The 15,757-nt window shown below is 61.0% G+C and carries 15 protein-coding genes; 4 read left to right on the top strand and 11 right to left on the bottom strand.

Annotation, left to right across the window (positions count from 1 at the left end; all coding sequences use genetic code 11):
* Positions 1–15: 15 nt before the first annotated feature.
* Genes ACJ8HH_RS06475 through ACJ8HH_RS06460 form a run of 4 tightly spaced genes read left to right on the top strand, consistent with a single transcriptional unit; the run spans position 16 to position 3,662 of the window.
* A complete protein-coding gene (locus ACJ8HH_RS06475; protein ID WP_033638353.1) occupies positions 16–1,053 on the top strand; it encodes a hemin-degrading factor in 1,038 nt (345 codons plus the stop codon).
* Positions 1,050–1,880: a heme/hemin ABC transporter substrate-binding protein gene (locus ACJ8HH_RS06470; RefSeq protein ID WP_049212650.1), complete on the top strand. Its 831-nt coding sequence runs from the start codon at positions 1,050–1,052 to the stop codon at positions 1,878–1,880. The genes ACJ8HH_RS06475 and ACJ8HH_RS06470 overlap by 4 nt, the downstream gene beginning before the upstream one ends.
* A complete protein-coding gene (locus tag ACJ8HH_RS06465) occupies positions 1,880–2,884 on the top strand; it encodes a FecCD family ABC transporter permease (RefSeq protein WP_033638351.1) in 1,005 nt (334 codons plus the stop codon). The genes ACJ8HH_RS06470 and ACJ8HH_RS06465 overlap by 1 nt, the downstream gene beginning before the upstream one ends.
* Positions 2,877–3,662 carry a heme ABC transporter ATP-binding protein gene (locus tag ACJ8HH_RS06460; protein WP_033646306.1) on the top strand — a complete coding sequence of 262 codons (786 nt, stop codon included), beginning with the start codon at positions 2,877–2,879 and terminating at the stop codon, positions 3,660–3,662. The genes ACJ8HH_RS06465 and ACJ8HH_RS06460 overlap by 8 nt, the downstream gene beginning before the upstream one ends.
* Positions 3,663–3,699: 37 nt before the next feature.
* Here ACJ8HH_RS06460 and ACJ8HH_RS06455 read toward each other — a convergent pair whose 3' ends face one another.
* The 11 genes from ACJ8HH_RS06455 to arnB form a co-directional block, all read right to left on the bottom strand.
* Entirely contained in the window at positions 3,700–5,142 is a 1,443-nt protein-coding gene (locus ACJ8HH_RS06455; protein ID WP_033646307.1) for a protein adenylyltransferase SelO, read from the bottom strand.
* A gap of 258 nt (positions 5,143–5,400) precedes the next feature.
* Complete coding sequence (locus tag ACJ8HH_RS06450) at positions 5,401–6,132, bottom strand: EAL domain-containing protein (protein WP_033646308.1); 732 nt, start codon at positions 6,130–6,132, stop codon at positions 5,401–5,403.
* Between the two features lie 510 nt (positions 6,133–6,642).
* A complete protein-coding gene (locus ACJ8HH_RS06445; protein WP_060387834.1) occupies positions 6,643–7,656 on the bottom strand; it encodes a lipoate--protein ligase A in 1,014 nt (337 codons plus the stop codon).
* Positions 7,657–7,715: 59 nt separating this feature from the next.
* Complete coding sequence (locus tag ACJ8HH_RS06440; RefSeq protein WP_016927954.1) at positions 7,716–8,180, bottom strand: NlpC/P60 family protein; 465 nt, start codon at positions 8,178–8,180, stop codon at positions 7,716–7,718.
* Positions 8,181–8,356: 176 nt separating this feature from the next.
* Positions 8,357–8,749: a 4-amino-4-deoxy-L-arabinose-phosphoundecaprenol flippase subunit ArnF gene (gene arnF / locus ACJ8HH_RS06435; protein WP_049234262.1), complete on the bottom strand. Its 393-nt coding sequence runs from the start codon at positions 8,747–8,749 to the stop codon at positions 8,357–8,359.
* Complete coding sequence (gene arnE / locus ACJ8HH_RS06430) at positions 8,746–9,090, bottom strand: 4-amino-4-deoxy-L-arabinose-phosphoundecaprenol flippase subunit ArnE (protein WP_033653923.1); 345 nt, start codon at positions 9,088–9,090, stop codon at positions 8,746–8,748. The genes arnF and arnE overlap by 4 nt, the downstream gene beginning before the upstream one ends.
* On the bottom strand, positions 9,087–10,751 hold the full coding sequence (gene arnT / locus ACJ8HH_RS06425; protein ID WP_033653922.1) for a lipid IV(A) 4-amino-4-deoxy-L-arabinosyltransferase: 1,665 nt from the start codon (positions 10,749–10,751) through the stop codon (positions 9,087–9,089). The genes arnE and arnT overlap by 4 nt, the downstream gene beginning before the upstream one ends.
* Positions 10,748–11,653: a 4-deoxy-4-formamido-L-arabinose-phosphoundecaprenol deformylase gene (arnD, locus tag ACJ8HH_RS06420; protein WP_049234258.1), complete on the bottom strand. Its 906-nt coding sequence runs from the start codon at positions 11,651–11,653 to the stop codon at positions 10,748–10,750. The genes arnT and arnD overlap by 4 nt, the downstream gene beginning before the upstream one ends.
* Positions 11,650–13,632, bottom strand: a complete 1,983-nt coding sequence (arnA, locus tag ACJ8HH_RS06415) for a bifunctional UDP-4-amino-4-deoxy-L-arabinose formyltransferase/UDP-glucuronic acid oxidase ArnA (RefSeq protein ID WP_033647431.1) — start codon at positions 13,630–13,632, stop codon at positions 11,650–11,652. Before arnA ends, arnD begins: the two co-directional genes overlap by 4 nt.
* Positions 13,632–14,642 (bottom strand): undecaprenyl-phosphate 4-deoxy-4-formamido-L-arabinose transferase, encoded by a 1,011-nt coding sequence (gene arnC / locus ACJ8HH_RS06410; protein WP_194243198.1) that lies wholly within the window; start codon positions 14,640–14,642, stop codon positions 13,632–13,634. Before arnC ends, arnA begins: the two co-directional genes overlap by 1 nt.
* The gene (gene arnB / locus ACJ8HH_RS06405) at positions 14,599–15,753 is read right to left on the bottom strand and encodes a UDP-4-amino-4-deoxy-L-arabinose aminotransferase (RefSeq protein WP_033646312.1); all 1,155 of its coding nucleotides are present in this window, start codon (positions 15,751–15,753) and stop codon (positions 14,599–14,601) included. Before arnB ends, arnC begins: the two co-directional genes overlap by 44 nt.
* Positions 15,754–15,757 lie beyond the last annotated feature (4 nt).

Below are 15,757 nucleotides of genomic sequence, written 5' to 3'. Positions count from 1 at the left end.
GCAGGAGAATCCCGCATGAGCAACACCCTATACGAACGCTACCAACAGGCTAAAATCGATCACCCCGGCAAATACGCCCGCGATCTGGCGGCGATCCTCGGCGTCAGCGAAGCGGAGCTGACGCACGCCCGCGTCGGCCACGACACCCGCCGCCTGCAGGCCGACGCGCGCACCCTGCTGACCGAGCTTGAGCAGGTCGGCGTCACCAAGTCCATCACCCGCAACAGCTATGCGGTGCATGAGCAGATGGGCCGCTACCGCAACCAGCACCTCAACGGCCACGCCGGGCTGATCCTCAACCCACGCGAGCTGGATCTGCGCCTGTTCCTCAACCACTGGACCAGCGTCTTCGCCATGAGCGAAACCAACAAGCGCGGCGTGCGCCACAGCATTCAGTTCTTCGACCAACAGGGCGATGCGCTGCACAAGGTCTACACCACCGAGGAAACCGATCTGCCGGCCTGGATGGCGCTGGTGGAGCGCCACCTGAGCGAAGAAAACCCGGCGCTGGCGCTGCAGCCCGCCGAGGCGGCAACCACCGATGAAACGACGCAGGATCATGCCAAAATCGACGGTGAGTGGCGCGCGATGACCGACGTTCACCAGTTCTTCCAGCTGCTGAGCCGCAACAAGCTGACGCGCCAACAGGCCTTCCGCGCCGTCGGCGACGATCTGGCCTACCAGGTGGACAACAGCGCGCTGTCGCAGCTGCTCGAAGCGGCGCAGCAACAGCAAAACGAGATCATGATCTTCGTCGGCAACCGCGGCTGCGTGCAGATCTTCACCGGCCAGATCGAACGTTTGATGCCGCAGGAAGGCTGGATCAACGTGTTCAACCGCCGCTTCACGCTGCACCTGATTGAAGACGCCATCGCCGAAAGCTGGATCACCCGCAAACCAACCAAGGACGGCATCGTCACCAGCCTGGAGCTGTTCGCCGCCGACGGCACGCAGATTGCGCAGCTGTATGGCCAGCGCACCGAAGGCCAGCCGGAACAAACCCAGTGGCGCGAGCAGGTTGCCGCGCTCGCCGCCAAGGACATCGCCGCATGAAATCTTCCTTGATCCGCCGCCTGGCGTTGATGATGTCGCTGGCGCTGCCGCTCACCGCCGCAGCGGCGCAGCGCATCGTCTCGATCGGCGGCGACGTGACGGAAATCGCCTTCGCGCTCGGCGCCGGCGACGAGGTGATCGCCCGCGACAGCACCAGCCTGCATCCGGAAGCGGTGAAAAAGCTGCCGGACGTCGGCTACATGCGCCAGCTGAACGCCGAAGGCATTTTGGCGCTGAAGCCGACGCTGGTGCTGACGACCGAGCTGGCACAGCCGGCGCTGGTGCTCAAACAGCTGGCGGACAGCGGCGTCAAAGTGGTCAGCGTGCCGGGTGACACCACCCTGCAGGCGGTACCGCAGAAAATCGCCGCGATCGCCGCCGCGCTGCAACGCGTTGAGCAAGGCAAACAGCTGAGCGAGCGCTATCAACAACAGCTGGCGGCGGTCGATACCTCCCCGCTGCCGGTCAAGGTGCTGTTCGTAATGAGCCACGGCGGCATTACGCCGATGGCCGCCGGGCAACACACCGCTGCCGACGCGGTGATCGCCGCCGCCGGGCTGAAAAACGCCATGCAGGGCTTTGACCGCTACCGGCCGCTGTCGCAGGAAGGCGTCATCGCCAGCGCGCCGGATCTGTTGCTGGTCACTACCGACGGCGTGCGCACCCTCGGCGGCGAACAGCAGCTGTGGACGCTGCCGGGCCTGGCGTTGACGCCGGCAGGCAAGCAGCGCCGCGTGCTGATCGTCGATGACATGGCGCTGCTGGGCTTCGGTCTGGAAACGCCGGCGGCGCTGGCCAAGCTGCGCCACGCGGCGGAGCAAAAGTAATGCGCTGTCGCACCTCGCCTCAGCTGGCCATCATCGGTCTGCTGGTGCTGCTGACGCTGCTGGCGCTGGTCGCCGCCAACCTGGGCGCGCTGACGCTGTCGTTTCGCACCCTATGGCGCGAACCTTTCAGCGACGCAGCCTGGCACATCTGGTTGAACATTCGCCTGCCGCGCGTGCTGCTGGCGGTGGTGATCGGCTGCGCGCTGGCGGTGTCCGGCGCCGTGATGCAAGGGCTGTTCCGCAACCCGCTGGCGGATCCGAGCCTGCTGGGCATCAGCAGCGGCGGCGCGCTGTTTGTCGCGCTGTTCATCGTGATGCCGCTGGCGTTGCCGGTGACGATCGCGCTGTACGGTCATATGCTGGCGGCGTTCCTCGGCAGCCTGCTGGTGTCATTATTGATCTACGGCATCAGCCGCAGCGGGCACGGCAATCTGTCGCGGCTGCTGCTGGCGGGCATCGCCATCAACGCCCTGTGCATGGCGGCCATCGGCGTGCTCTCTTACGTCAGCAGCGATCAACAGCTGCGCCAGTTCTCGCTGTGGATGATGGGCAGCCTCAGCCAGTCGCAGTGGCCGACCCTGGCGGTTTCCGCCTCGCTGATCCTGCCTGCGGCGCTGCTGACGCTGCTGCAGGCGCGCCGGCTGAACCTGTTGCAGCTGGGGGACGAAGAGGCCCACTACCTCGGGGTGAACGTCCAGCGCGCCAAGCTGCAGCTGCTGTTGCTGAGCGCCCTGCTGATCGGCGCGGCGGTAGCGATGAGCGGTGTGATCGGCTTCGTCGGCCTGGTGGTGCCGCATCTGGTGCGCATGCGCCTCGGCGGCGATCACCGCTGGCTGCTGCCCTGCTCCGCGCTGGGCGGCGCCTGCCTGTTGCTGGTCAGCGATACGCTGGCGCGCACGCTGGTGGCGCCGGCCGAAATGCCGGTGGGGCTGATGACCAGCCTGATCGGCGGTCCCTATTTCTTGTGGCTGGTGATGCGCCAGCGGGAGCGAGCCGGTGGATAACGCCGCCTGCCTGACAGCCCGGGAGCTGCGTTACAGCCTCGGTACGCGCCGGTTGATCAACGACGTTTCGCTCAGCCTTGCCGGCGGTGAAATGGTGGCGATTATCGGCCCTAACGGCGCCGGCAAATCGACGCTGCTGCGCTTGCTGACCGGCTATTTGACGCCGGACTGCGGCGAATGTCGGCTGCTTGACCGCCCGCTGGAACACTGGGCGCCGCAACAGTTGGCCAAAGTCCGGGCCGTGATGCGCCAGTACAGCGATTTGGCGTTTCCGTTCAGCGTGGAAGAAGTGGTCAGCATGGGGCGTTCGCCGCACGGCAAACGCGACGAGCATCAGGCGATCCAACAGGTGATGGCGCAAACCGACTGCCTGGCGCTGGCGCAGCGCGACTACCGCCAGCTGTCCGGCGGCGAACAACAGCGGGTGCAGCTGGCGCGGGTGTTGGCGCAGCTGTGGCAACCGCAGCCGTCCCCCGCCTGGCTGTTCCTCGACGAACCGACCTCGGCGCTGGATCTGTATCACCAGCAGCACACCCTGCGCCTGCTGCGCTCGCTGACGCGCCAACAGCCGCTGGGCGTCTGCTGCGTGCTGCACGATCTCAATCTGGCCGCGCTGTACGCCGATCGGATCCTGCTGTTGCATCAGGGGCGGTTGGTGGCGAGCGGCACGCCGCAGGAAGTGTTGCAAACGGAGATCCTCACCCGCTGGTATCAGGCCGATCTCGGCGTGGTGCATCATCCCGAAGTGTCGCTGCCGCAGGTCTACCTGCGCCAATAAAAAATTTAAGGGCGCTATCAAGCGCCCTTTCTTCATCTCAGCTGGAGCAGGAAATCTCCAGGTGCTTGCCCCAGTCCGGCGGCAGCGCGGCGAGATCGTCATACTCCGGCACATCGTCGAACGGCCGCAGCAGGGCCTGATGCAATCGCTGCAAACGGCCCACATCGTCGTTCTCCGCGTCCTCAATCGCCTGCTGCGCCAGATAGTTGCGCAGGATCAGCCGCGGATTCACCGCCTTCATCGCCCGTTGCCGCTCCGCATCGCTCACCTGCTCCTGTTGCAAACGCTGACGATACTGCTGATACCAGGCGTCGAACGCCGCGCGATCGATAAACTCGTCGCGCAGCGGCGACTGCGCCTGCTGCTGTTCGGTCTCGCTCAACAGGCGGAACGTGCGGGTATAGTCCCGCCCTTCCTGCGCCATCAGGCCCAGCAGACCGGTGAGCACGTCGTTGTCCTGCGCCGTCGGCGTGAAGAAGCCGAGTTTGGCGCGCATCTGTTCGCCGTAGGCGCGCATCAGCGCCGGCTCATACGCCGCCAGCGCCTGCTGCAGCTGTTCGGTGGTCATCAGCCCCGATAGGGTCTGCGCCAGACGATGCAGGTTCCACAACGCCACCGCCGGCTGATTGTCGAAGGCGTAACGCCCCTGGTGATCGGAATGGTTGCAGATATAGCCGGGCTGGTAGTCGTCAAGGAAACCGTAAGGGCCGTAATCGATGGTGATACCGAGAATCGACATGTTGTCGGTGTTCATCACGCCGTGCGCGAAACCGACGGTTTGCCAATGGGCGATCAGGCGCGCCGTGCGTTCGACCACGTCGGTAAACCACAACAGGTAGCGCTCGGCCTGATCCTGCAGCTGCGGCCAGTGACGGGCGATGACGAAATCCGCCAGCTGCCGCACCTGCTCCGGCTGGTTACGGTAGTAAAAGTGTTCGAAGTGGCCGAAGCGCACGTGGCTTTCCGCCACCCGCATTAGCATGGCACCGCGTTCCGGCTGCTCGCGGAACACCGGCTGCCTGCTGGTGACGATGGTCAACGCTCGGGTGGTGGGGATCCCCAAATGGTGCAGCGCCTCAGAGGCCAGAAACTCGCGGATAACCGAACGCAGCACCGCGCGGCCGTCCCCCATGCGCGAATACGGCGTCAGCCCGGCGCCCTTCAGGTGCCAGTCGCGGTGGCTGCCGTCCGCCAGAACCTGTTCGCCAAGCAAAATGCCGCGGCCATCACCCAACTGCCCTGCCCACACGCCGAACTGGTGGCCACTGTACACCTGCGCCAGCGGCTGCATGCCCGGCAGCAGCGTTTCTCCCGCCCAAATCGGGGTTTTATCCTGAGTAAACCAGCTTTCATCCAGCCCCAGCTCGCGCGCCAGCGGCTCGCTGTGGTACAGCAGGCGCGCATCCTTGAGCGGCGTCGGGTTCAGAGCGGTGTAGAAGCCGGGTAACTGTTGGTAGTAAGCGTTATCGAACTGCGGCATAGGCCCTCCGTTTCAGCGTAGTGTAGAGCCTGAACGAGCGGATTAACACCGAAGGAATGCAGGGAGAACGCATCCGCCTGTCGTCAGGACGGATGCGGGGAGTTTGGCGTTCCGCCTGGCTGAGGAAGCGCGGGTTTAATGCCGGCTGATAAACGGTGTTATCAGCCCAACAACGAGGATCAATAACGGTAGCGGAATCACGGTAACCTCATTCCGCGCATGATTTACCTCATTGTGTGTAATTTTTTATATCACTTCTTAATTATTGAACTCGCTGGGCGTCGCCAGCAAAGCTTGCAGATTATCCACACCAACGCTGGGCCATAAAAAACCTTGCAGACCTAAAACACCGGCGTACCTGAGTTTATTAAAATACTCTTTTTTCTCTATTCCTCCGACGATCACGCCTTTACATAACAGGTTGATATTCTTTAACAACGAGTCGATGACCACGTCATATCCCTGATGGGTAAACAGCTGCCAGTAAAAACGCTTGTCTATCTTTACGTAGTCAAACAAACCATCGTACAACGCGGTCAGCGTGGCTTTACCGGAACCGAAATCATCGAGCCACAGCGTAAACATTTCGCTTAATCGCCGCACGCTCGGGTTGTTCTTCCCGGCCGAAAGATTCGGAAAACTCTCACTCACTTCAAATGCAATAAAAGGATATTGCCCGATCCGTTGGCACAACGCCGAATCGGAAAGAATAAGCTCAACGATGGTTTCTTCGATATTGATGGTCAACTGCACGTTGTTACCGGTAAACCAAGCCGCATGCTGCTCCGCAAGTTTCAGTTGCTCATTAAATAACTCAATCCTTTGTTCAGGCGCCAATAAATTAATCCCAATTTCGGCCGGCATGGCTAAATCACCGTCGAGACTGTTGAATCGGCTCAACATTTCCACCGCCAACAGCCCGCCCTCCATTGAGTAAACAGGTTGAAAAACATAGCTACTAATAAAGTCAGCTTCGAGTTGGATGTTCATTTTAATGCCACAGGATGAATGGCTAGCGTATCATCGTATATCAATATATTTTATCGATCAATCCCTCTAGGATTAATCGGAAATATCAATGTAAATACCCATGAAATATCATTTAATTGATAGATTAAAGCTATACGACAATCGTGAAAGGCGCAAAGAAAAGCAGCCTAACTTATGCCATGGCGCCCGCCAAACGCGTTATGTGAAAAGGTATTTGGCTTAAGTGGAATGGATTGACGGCCAAATTTGACTTATCTCCTTTGTTTTATTTAAGAAAAATCTTAAATAAAGTAAAATAATCTTCCCGCCTTAACGCCGATTTTTCCTGCCGTTAACGATGACTGATTAAATTTAATAACGCATCAATTCCGCCCGTTATTCTCGGCATTGAAAACGCAAAAAAATGCCCACCTTGATTTTCAGAAAATCTGCGCTACCGCCGTGCAAAACGTCGATTTCAGCGATAAAAAAAGGGATGAGCACGCTCATCCCTTCATCACCAGGCCTTCGCTAACGGATCGTTTCACTCAGCCATTGCCGCAGTTCGGCTAATTCGGCCGCCTGCTGCGGATAGTCCGCCATCAGTCGGTCACAGCAGGCGGCAACGGGCTCGCTTCGATACGGGCAGCCCACCAGCATATCCGCCAGCCGCTGCAGCGGGGCGGGATTAAGGCTGTCGGTGAACACCTGCGCGCGAACGATAGCCCCCTTCTCCACATCGAAGAACAGGTCTACGCCGCCCCAGACAAAGCGCTCGTTAAGCAAGTGGCTGAACGCCGGCGCCTTGCCGAAATTCCATTCCCAGCTGCTTTGTTTGGCGAACTGCGCGGCAAAATCGGGCAGATCGGGGAACACGTCCGGCGAAATGATCTCCGGCTCGGCCGTTTCGCCATAGTGGGCGAAGAAAGCCTGCATGATGGCGTCGCATACCTGCTCATGGCTGATGCCCGGCAAAAACTCCGCCAGATTGGCGACGCGTGAACGCACCGAGGTGATGCCCTTGGCCTGCAGCTTTTTGGGATCCGGATTGAGGTAGTTCGCCAGCCGTTCCAGGTCGGCGTTCAGCAGCAGCGTGCCGTGGTGGAAACCGCGATCCTGGGTTTCTCGATAGGCCGAGCCGGATATTTTACGCGGCCCGTCGGCGGTTTCCATCACCAGATCGTTGCGCCCCGACGCGCTAGCCGCGACGCCCAGCTGCCGCAGCGCTTGCAGAATGATGTCAGTCGAGACGCTCTTGTCGTAGCCCGGCTTGCCGGCCATAAAGGTGAAACAGGTGTTGCCCAGGTCGTGAAATACCGCCCCGCCGCCGCTGCTGCGCCGCGCCAGCCGAATGCCGTCCTGCTCCATGCGCCGGGTGTTGCACTCTTTCCAGGGGTTCTGCGACTGGCCAATCACCACCGTTTCGGCATTGCGCCACAGGAAGAGAATTTTTTGCGTGGTCATTTCGCGGAAGATGCACTCTTCCACCGCCAGGTTGAACCAGGGATCGTAGGAGTCGGAGATCAGTAAACGCAGGCTGTTCATGGCAGGCACCGTCCAAAACATGAGATGCCGCCATGATACACCAAATCAATGGGTTAAGGCTAAATGCGTCGCGCCTGCCAGTACACCCGCTTCCAGTAGACGTTATCGAGCGAGGAGCGGATCACCCCGCGGCTGGTCGACGCGTGGATAAATTGGTCGTTGGTATCGTAAATGCCGACGTGCAGGCCGTTCTCACCGCCGCCGGTTTTGAAAAACACCAGATCGCCCGGCATCAGCTCATCGCGTGAGACCTTGGTGCCCAGCGAGGTCTGTTCTTCGGTCGAACGCGGCAGTTGCATGTCGAAGCGATCGCGGAACGTGCGGTAAACAAAGCCGGAACAATCTACCCCGCCCCGATCCAGGCCGCCGTAACGGTATGGCGTGCCGTACCACTGGCGCAGCTGCTCATTGAGCTGGGCCACCACCACGATAGAGTCCGCCAGGCGGCCGCTGGGCGGCGGCGCATGGCTGCTGCACCCGGCGAGGATCAAACTGGCTAATAAAAACCACACACGCATCCGCATAATATCCCTTCATTGAACACGTTGCCGCATTATGCCATCCGGTACACCACCACACCGCCTGCGAGGCAAAGCCGGCACCACGTAAGGAGAGCGCTATTTGGCGTTAATTTATCTCCCGCACGGGGAAAAAGGCAAGCGCCATAAGGGAGATAATGACAGGATCGCCGGTTTTGGCCCTATTCCGGCGATTGAGTCTCGGACTTGCTGTTAATCAGCCAGACGCCGAACAGAATAAACAGCGTGCCCAGCGTTTTCAGCAGCGTAGCGGACTCGTTGAACCACGGCAGGATCACCGCCGCCAGATAGACCAGCGCATAACTGACGCTCAACAGAGGATAAGCGCGGTTTAACGGCAGGTGGCGCAGCGCAAAGAACCAACACAGCATCGACAGCGCATAACCGCAGATGCCGCCGCCCACCGCCAACAGCGGCAGCCAGTAGCCGCCGATCAGCGCCAACGAGACGTCGGCGAACGACATCAGCGGGATTTGCACCATGCCCCACTTCATCAGCAACTGCGCCAACGTCACCAGCAACACGCTGGCGGCGCCCCAGGCATAGCCCCTCATGAATGCACGCTCATCAGCAGGATCCCCAACATAATCGACGCTACGCCGCACCAGTGGCGGGCGGTCGTCGGCTCATGAAACAGCCAGCGCGCCGCCAGCGTCACCATCACGAAGTTCAGGCTGAGCATCGGGTAAGCCAGGCTGAGCGGCAGGCGTTGCAGCACATTGAGCCACACCGCCATGCCCAGCCCCAGCAGCAGCACCGCCAGCGCCAACCAGCGCAGCGTCAGCTTCAGCCGCGCCTCGTCCGCCCGTTCCCAACAGTGCGCCGCCTGTTTCTGGCACAGCTGCCCTCCACAGGTGAGCAGGCTGACCACAATCACCAACAGAAAACCCATCATGGTTGCTGTTTATACCACATCAGCACCAGGCGGTTCATGCGATCCACCTTGTCTGCGGCGGGCAGTTCCTGCGGCAGCGCTTCGCCACGGGACAGCTGCAGCACCAGCGACACGTTCCCCTGCTTGCGCGCCTGCGCCAGCCACTGCGGGAAGTCGGCATCGCTGATCAGGTGCCCCTTGGCGTCCGGGTACTCCAGACCATAGGCCACCTCGCCTTTCTGGCTGTACATCAGCACATCGCTGCGCTTCAGCTCCCAGGCCAGGCCGGCCGCCAGCCCGACGCTGTCGCTCAACACATAGCGGCTGTCGCTCAGTTCGGCCATCGTGGCGCGGGCAAAGTTTTGCGGCAGTTTGGAATCGGTCACCTGTTGCGGGATGGCGTAACCGATCACCAGGCACAGCAGCACCGGGCAAGCCGCCGCCCAGCGCCATTGGCGGCCGTTGTCGCGTACGGAAACCAGCGCGAACAGCAGCCAGCCGCCGAAGGCGATCAGGCCGAGCACCAGTTTCGGCCACTCCTGCGGAGTAAACAGATGTGCCTTCGGCAGCAGACCGGAGCTCAACACCACCAGCGCCACGATGCCGATCAGGCCGAACAGGCCGTTCAGCCAGGCGTTAGCCTTGAACAGCCTGGCGCGCAGCGTGGCGGCGTAGTCTTCCGCATAGGCGGTCATCAGCAGCGCCAGCGGGGCCATGCACGGCAGAATGTAGGTCGGCAGCTTGCCTTTGGCGATGCTGAAGAAGATCAGCGGCATCAGCGCCCAGCTCAGCAGAAAGAACAGCTCCGGACGCTGTACGCGCTCGCGCCAACCCTTGAGCAGCGCACCGGGCAGCAGCGCCAGCCACGGCAGCACCGCCGCCAGCAGGACCGGCAGGTAATACCAGAACGGCGCCTTGTGCTGGGCGTTATCTTCGGCGAAACGCTGAATATGCTCGACCCAGAAGAAGTAATTCCAGAAATCGGGTTCACGTTGCGCGATCGCCAGCGCCCACGGCAGGCTGAGCAGCGTAGCGGTCACGATCGCCACCGGGCCATAGCACAGCAGATCCTTGATGCGGCGTTGCTGAATGACGATCGGGATCACCGCGATCACCGGCACCGCCAGCGCCAGGAAGCCCTTGGTCATAAAGCCCATGCCGCAGGCCAGGCCCAGCAACGCGTAAGCGCCCAGCTTGCCTTTGACCGAGGTGGCTTTCAGCGTCAGGTAATAACTGACCATCGCCGCCGCCAGCCACAGCGAGATCATCGGATCCAGCACGCTGTAGGTGCCGATGCTGAACACCAGCACCATCGACAGGAACATCAGCGCCGCCAGGCTGGCGCGGCGCGCATTGCGCCACATCAGCATCGCCAGCGCGAACACCAGCAGCGCGGTCATGCCGGTGCTGAACACCGAGCCGAAACGCACCGCAAAGTTGTTTTCGCCAAACAGCCACTGGCTGATGTTATTGAACCAGTAACCCGCCACCGGCTTTTCGAAATAGCGCAACCCCAGCAGGTGCGGCACGACCCAATCGCCGCGCTGCAGCATTTCACGGCTGATCTCGGCATAACGCGTCTCATCCGGCTGCCACAGCAGGCGGCCGTTAAGCGGGATCAGGTAAACCAGAGCAAAAAAAACGGCCAGCACAATGGCCCAGGATCCTTTTAGCGCCTTCATGTAACGTCCTTCACATCGGTTTGACAGCCCAGCCAACCTTCGCGGCCGGGGAAAGGAGCGCGCTTGATGCGGCCCAACGGCAGTGACGCCAAATCTTGCGGTAACAGCGCGCTCAGCGGACAGAATTCGATGCCCTGCCGCTGTGCGCGTTGCAATAACTGTTCGAACATCGCCGCCTGCGACATGCCTTCCACTTCGGTGTGAATGGTGTACACCGGCACGCCGCGATCGTTCTCGATGGCGCGCAGAATATAGTCGTTGAAGTCGGCCATGCTGACTTCGCTGCCAATCACTTCATCGAAGGTCGGCAGCGTCACCGGGATCTGCACCGTACCGTGGCGCCCGTCGCTCAGCACCGGACGGAACGGATGGGTGCCGCGGCAATCGCTGTTGTAATGGAAGCCGAAGCGTTGTTTGACCTCCAGCACGCGCGTATCGGCGCGCCAGCCCGCCACGGCGGAGCATTTCACCGGCTGGCCGGTGCAGGCGCTCAGGGCGTCGACGCCCAGCTGCACCTGTTCGGTCAGCTGCGCCTCGCTCCACTTGCCGACCCTGGCCTGCCACCCCTGGTGATCCCAGGCGTGCAGCCCGACCTCATGGCCGGCTTCGGCGGTGCGCTTCATCAGCGGCCCCAGCGCGCGTGAAATGTTGCGTCCCGGCCAGGCGGTGCCGGCCAGCAGAATGTCCAGACCGTACAGCGAGGCGGCGTTCGAACGCAGCATTTTCCACAAAAATTTCGGACGCAAAAGGCGCCAAAGATGGCGCCCCATGTTGTCCGGTCCCACGCTGAAGAAGAAGCTGGCCTGAATGTCGTACTTTTCGAACAGGTCCAGCAACTGCGGCACCCCTTCACGGGTGCCGCTGAAGGTATCTACATCAACCCGCAGACCGACTTTCTTCATGCACCGTTCCCTTCCTGAACGGTAGTGCGCAGGAAGTAGTCCAGCGTATCGGCGATGGTTTGCTTCATCTCGATGGTCGGCTGCCAGCCCAGCAGGCGGTGAGCGTTTTTGATGCTCGGCGTGCGGTGCTCGACGTCCTGGTAACCTTTACCGTAGTAGCTGCTGCTCTCCACGTCCTTGAAGCCGGCAAACGGCGGGAAGCGGTCGCGCAGCGGATGGTTGTTGAAGCTTTCCAGCAGCATTTCCGCCAGCTCGCGAATGCTCGCTTCGTTGGTCGGGTTGCCGATGTTGACGATCTGGCCGTCACACAGGCCGTCGCGGTTCTCGATGATGCGGAACAGCGCTTCGATGCCGTCGTTGATGTCGGTGAAGCAACGTTTCTGCGCGCCGCCGTCCATCAGTTTGATCGGCGAACCTTCCACCAGGTTGAGGATCAGCTGGGTGATGGCGCGGGAAGAACCGATGCGCGCCGCGTCCAGGTTATCCAGGCGCGGCCCCATCCAGTTGAACGGACGGAACAGCGTGAACTTCAGGCCTTCTTTGGCGCCGTAAGCCCAGATCACCCGATCCAGCAGCTGTTTGGAGACCGAATAGATCCAGCGCTGCTTGTTGATCGGCCCAACGATCAGGCGCGAATGGTCTTCGTCGAACTCTTTGTCGTCGCACATGCCATACACTTCGGAAGTAGACGGGAAGATGATGCGCTTGTTGTATTTCACGCAGTCGCGAACGATCTTCAGGTTCTCTTCGAAGTCCAGCTCGAACACGCGCAGCGGGTTACGGGTGTATTCGATCGGCGTCGCGATCGCCACCAGCGGTAGCACCACGTCGCATTTCTTGATGTGATACTCGATCCACTCGGAGTGGATGCTGATGTCGCCTTCCACGAAGTGGAAGCGCGGGTTGTCGAGGAAGCGGCTGATGGCGTCAGAGCCGATATCCAGACCGTAGATGTCGTAGCGATCGTCGCGCAGCAGGCGCTCGGTCAGGTGGTTGCCGATGAAGCCGTTGACCCCGAGGATCAGTACGCGGGTGCGGCGTTTCATCGCGGCGTTCGGCTTGGCGGCCAGACGCACGTCGGTGACGATGCCCATTTCCTGCGCCAGGCGGCTGCCCTGCACGTACAGACCGCTGTCGTTTTGACCGGCGACGATCTCCAGCGCGCCTTCGCCACAGGCGATGACCAGCGGCGAGGTGCTCAGCACGGTGCCCGGCTGCTTATCGTGTTGGGTATCCAGCACGCGAGAGCGCCAGACGATCAGCTGGCGCTGGCCGAGGTAGCTGAACGCCCCCGGGTACGGCTCGGTGACGGCGCGCACCAGGTTGTTGATCTCTTTGGCGGATTTGTGCCACAGGATCTCGCCGTCCGCCGCGCTGCGGCGGCCGAAGTAGCTGGCCTGGGACTCATCCTGCCTGGTGAAGGTGGCGGTGCCGTTCTTCAGCTTCGGCAGTTGCTCTTTCAACACGATCTGCGCGGCTTCCAGCACTTTTTTGTGCAGCGTCAGCGCGGTATCGCCGTCGGCGATGGCCACTTTTTGCTGCCCGACGATGTCCCCGGCGTCCGGGCGTTTCACCATCTTGTGCAGCGTGGCGCCGGTTTCGGTTTCGCCGTTCACCAGCGCCCAGTTCACCGGCGCACGGCCACGGTAACGTGGCAGCAGCGAACCGTGCAGATTGAAACCGCCCTGCGGTGCCAGCGACAGGATCTCGTCGCTCAGCATGTGGCGGTAATAGAACGAGAAGATCACGTCCGGCTGCAGTGCGCGAATGCGGTCAACCCACAGCGGGTGGTTTACGTCCTCTGGCGCATAGACCGGCAGATCCAATTCGGCGCCCAAACGGGCCACGGAGGAGAAGAAGTTGTTCTCGCCAGGGTCGTCGGTGTGCGTGAACACGGCCTGCACGTCATAACCCGCCTCAGTCAGCGCTTTCAGACCGGCGCAGCCAATATCATGGTAAGCAAATACAATAGCTTTCATCATTCTTCTTCCTGAGTATTGTGGCCCTGCTGTGCACCGACCACTTTCTGAACAAAATAGCGAGGACGCGCGCGCACGTCGGTATAGATGCGGCCGATGTATTCACCCAGTAGCCCCATGCCGACAAACTGGGCGCCGATAAAGGTGAACAGGACGGCGAAAAGGGTGAACACGCCGCCGGCGGCCCATTCAGGGCCGAGCAGCAGACGCAGCGCTATCAGCACCAGCGCCAGCACAAACCCGGACAGCGCCACGATGCTGCCGACCACGCTGAGCAAACGCAGCGGCGTGGTGGTCAGGCAGGTGATCAAGTCATACATCAGGTTGATCAGCTTCATCAGGCTGTACTTGGAGTCACCAAACTCGCGTTCGGCGTGACGCACGTCGATCTCGGTCGTTCGGCGGGCGAAGGTATTCGCCAGGATCGGGATAAAGGTGCTGCGCTCATGGCAGTGCAGCATCGCCTCAACGATATGACGACGGTAGGCGCGCAGCATGCAGCCGTAGTCCCCCATCGACTTGCCGGTGGCGCGTTGAATCATCATGTTGATCACGCGCGAGGCGCTTTTGCGGAACCAGGAGTCCTGACGGTTGGCGCGCACGGTGCCCACCACGTCATAGCCCTCTTCCGCCACGCTGACCAGCCGTGGGATCTCCTCCGGCGGGTTCTGCAGATCGGCGTCCAGCGTAATCACCAGATCGCCGGTCACCTGATTGAAACCGGCCATAATGGCCGAGTGCTGGCCATAGTTGCGGTTCAGCAAGACGGCGATCACGTGGCTATCCGGCTTTTCCGCCGCCGCAGTCAGCATGTCAGCGGAGTTGTCGCTGCTGCCATCGTCGACGAGGATGATTTCATAAGGTTGAGATAACTGCTTACAGGCGGCAGTAGTCCGCTCCAGCAACGCCGGCAGGCTTTCCTGCTCGTTGTATACCGGGATGACTACCGATACTTTTTTAATCGGTTCAACGCGAGGCACGTAAAGACTCCACAACAGAAGACAAGGCATTGACCACGCGATCCACGTCGGCGTCGGTCATATCAGGGAATAGCGGTAAGGTGCACAGCCGCGCCGAGTTCCATTCGGTATTCGGCAAAGAAAGCTGCGGATAACGCTCACGGTAGAATTTCTGAGTATGCGCGGCGCGGAAATGCAGCCCGGTGCCGACGCCAACCTCTTTCAGGCGCTCCATCAGTTGGTCGCGATCGATGCCGCAACGCGCGGGATCGACGCGGACCATAAACAGGTGCCAGGCGTGGTCATGCGGATAATCCGGCACGCCCAACGGTTGGAACGGCGAGCCTTCCAGCGCGCTCAGGTAGCGCTGTGCCAGCGCCTTACGGCGCGCGTTCAGCTCAGCAAAGCGCGACAGTTGCACCACGGCGATCGCCGCATGAATGTCGGACAGGTTGTATTTGTAACCAGGCTCCACCACTTCGGCCTGCGGTTTGCGGCCAAGCTGCTGGCGATCGAAGGCATCGACGGCCAGACCGTGGAACTTCAGGCAACGCAGGCGATCCGCCAGCGCATCGTCGTCGGTGGCGATCAGGCCGCCTTCGGCGCAGGTCACGTTTTTAATCGCGTGGAAAGAGAAAATCGCCGTGCCGCGTGCGCCGACCCATTCGCCGTTGTAGCGCGTGCCGACCGCGTGGGCGGCGTCTTCGATCAGCGGCAAGCGATGGCGTGCGGCTACGGCGCGCAGCGCATCCATTTGCAGGGGAGCACCGGCATAATGCACCGGAACAATCGCTTTGGTATTCGGGGTGATGGCAGCCTCGACATCGGCGGCGCTGACCATCAACGTATCACGGTCAACGTCGATCATCACCGGCGTGGCGCCCAGCAGCTCGATCATGTTGAGGGTGGAGACCCAGGTTTGCGAAGGGGTGATGACTTCGTCGCCAGCGCCGATGCCCAGCGCCATCAGCGTGATGTGCATGCCCGCCGTGGCGGAACTGACGGCGATGGCGTGCTTACAGCCGAAAGTGGAGCAGAAGTCGCTTTCCAGTTGCTGGTTTTGCGGCCCGGTGGTGATCCAACCGGAACGCAATACTTTCTCTACCGCGGCGATTTCTTCATCGCCGATGGCCGGACGAGAGAAAGGCAAAAATTGATCCATAGTT

The organism is Serratia sp. CY32780 (genome assembly GCF_052169135.1).
In the GTDB taxonomy this organism is placed as follows: domain Bacteria; phylum Pseudomonadota; class Gammaproteobacteria; order Enterobacterales; family Enterobacteriaceae; genus Serratia; species Serratia sarumanii.
Note: the sequence above shows the minus strand (reverse complement) of the source record. Positions and strands in the feature narration are given on the sequence as shown.

Coding starts and splice junctions, on each gene's coding strand:
- ACJ8HH_RS06445 (WP_060387834.1), bottom strand. CDS start 7,656: ATGAACAGCCTGCGTTTACTGATCTCCGACTCCTACGATCCCTGGTTC.
- arnT (WP_033653922.1), bottom strand. CDS start 10,751: ATGAAGGCGCTAAAAGGATCCTGGGCCATTGTGCTGGCCGTTTTTTTT.
- arnA (WP_033647431.1), bottom strand. CDS start 13,632: ATGAAAGCTATTGTATTTGCTTACCATGATATTGGCTGCGCCGGTCTG.
- arnF (WP_049234262.1), bottom strand. CDS start 8,749: ATGAGGGGCTATGCCTGGGGCGCCGCCAGCGTGTTGCTGGTGACGTTG.
- ACJ8HH_RS06470 (WP_049212650.1), top strand. CDS start 1,050: ATGAAATCTTCCTTGATCCGCCGCCTGGCGTTGATGATGTCGCTGGCG.
- ACJ8HH_RS06465 (WP_033638351.1), top strand. CDS start 1,880: ATGCGCTGTCGCACCTCGCCTCAGCTGGCCATCATCGGTCTGCTGGTG.
- ACJ8HH_RS06475 (WP_033638353.1), top strand. CDS start 16: ATGAGCAACACCCTATACGAACGCTACCAACAGGCTAAAATCGATCAC.
- arnD (WP_049234258.1), bottom strand. CDS start 11,653: ATGAAGAAAGTCGGTCTGCGGGTTGATGTAGATACCTTCAGCGGCACC.
- arnC (WP_194243198.1), bottom strand. CDS start 14,642: ATGCCTTGTCTTCTGTTGTGGAGTCTTTACGTGCCTCGCGTTGAACCG.
- ACJ8HH_RS06450 (WP_033646308.1), bottom strand. CDS start 6,132: ATGAACATCCAACTCGAAGCTGACTTTATTAGTAGCTATGTTTTTCAA.
- arnB (WP_033646312.1), bottom strand. CDS start 15,753: ATGGATCAATTTTTGCCTTTCTCTCGTCCGGCCATCGGCGATGAAGAA.
- arnE (WP_033653923.1), bottom strand. CDS start 9,090: ATGATGGGTTTTCTGTTGGTGATTGTGGTCAGCCTGCTCACCTGTGGA.
- ACJ8HH_RS06440 (WP_016927954.1), bottom strand. CDS start 8,180: ATGCGGATGCGTGTGTGGTTTTTATTAGCCAGTTTGATCCTCGCCGGG.
- ACJ8HH_RS06455 (WP_033646307.1), bottom strand. CDS start 5,142: ATGCCGCAGTTCGATAACGCTTACTACCAACAGTTACCCGGCTTCTAC.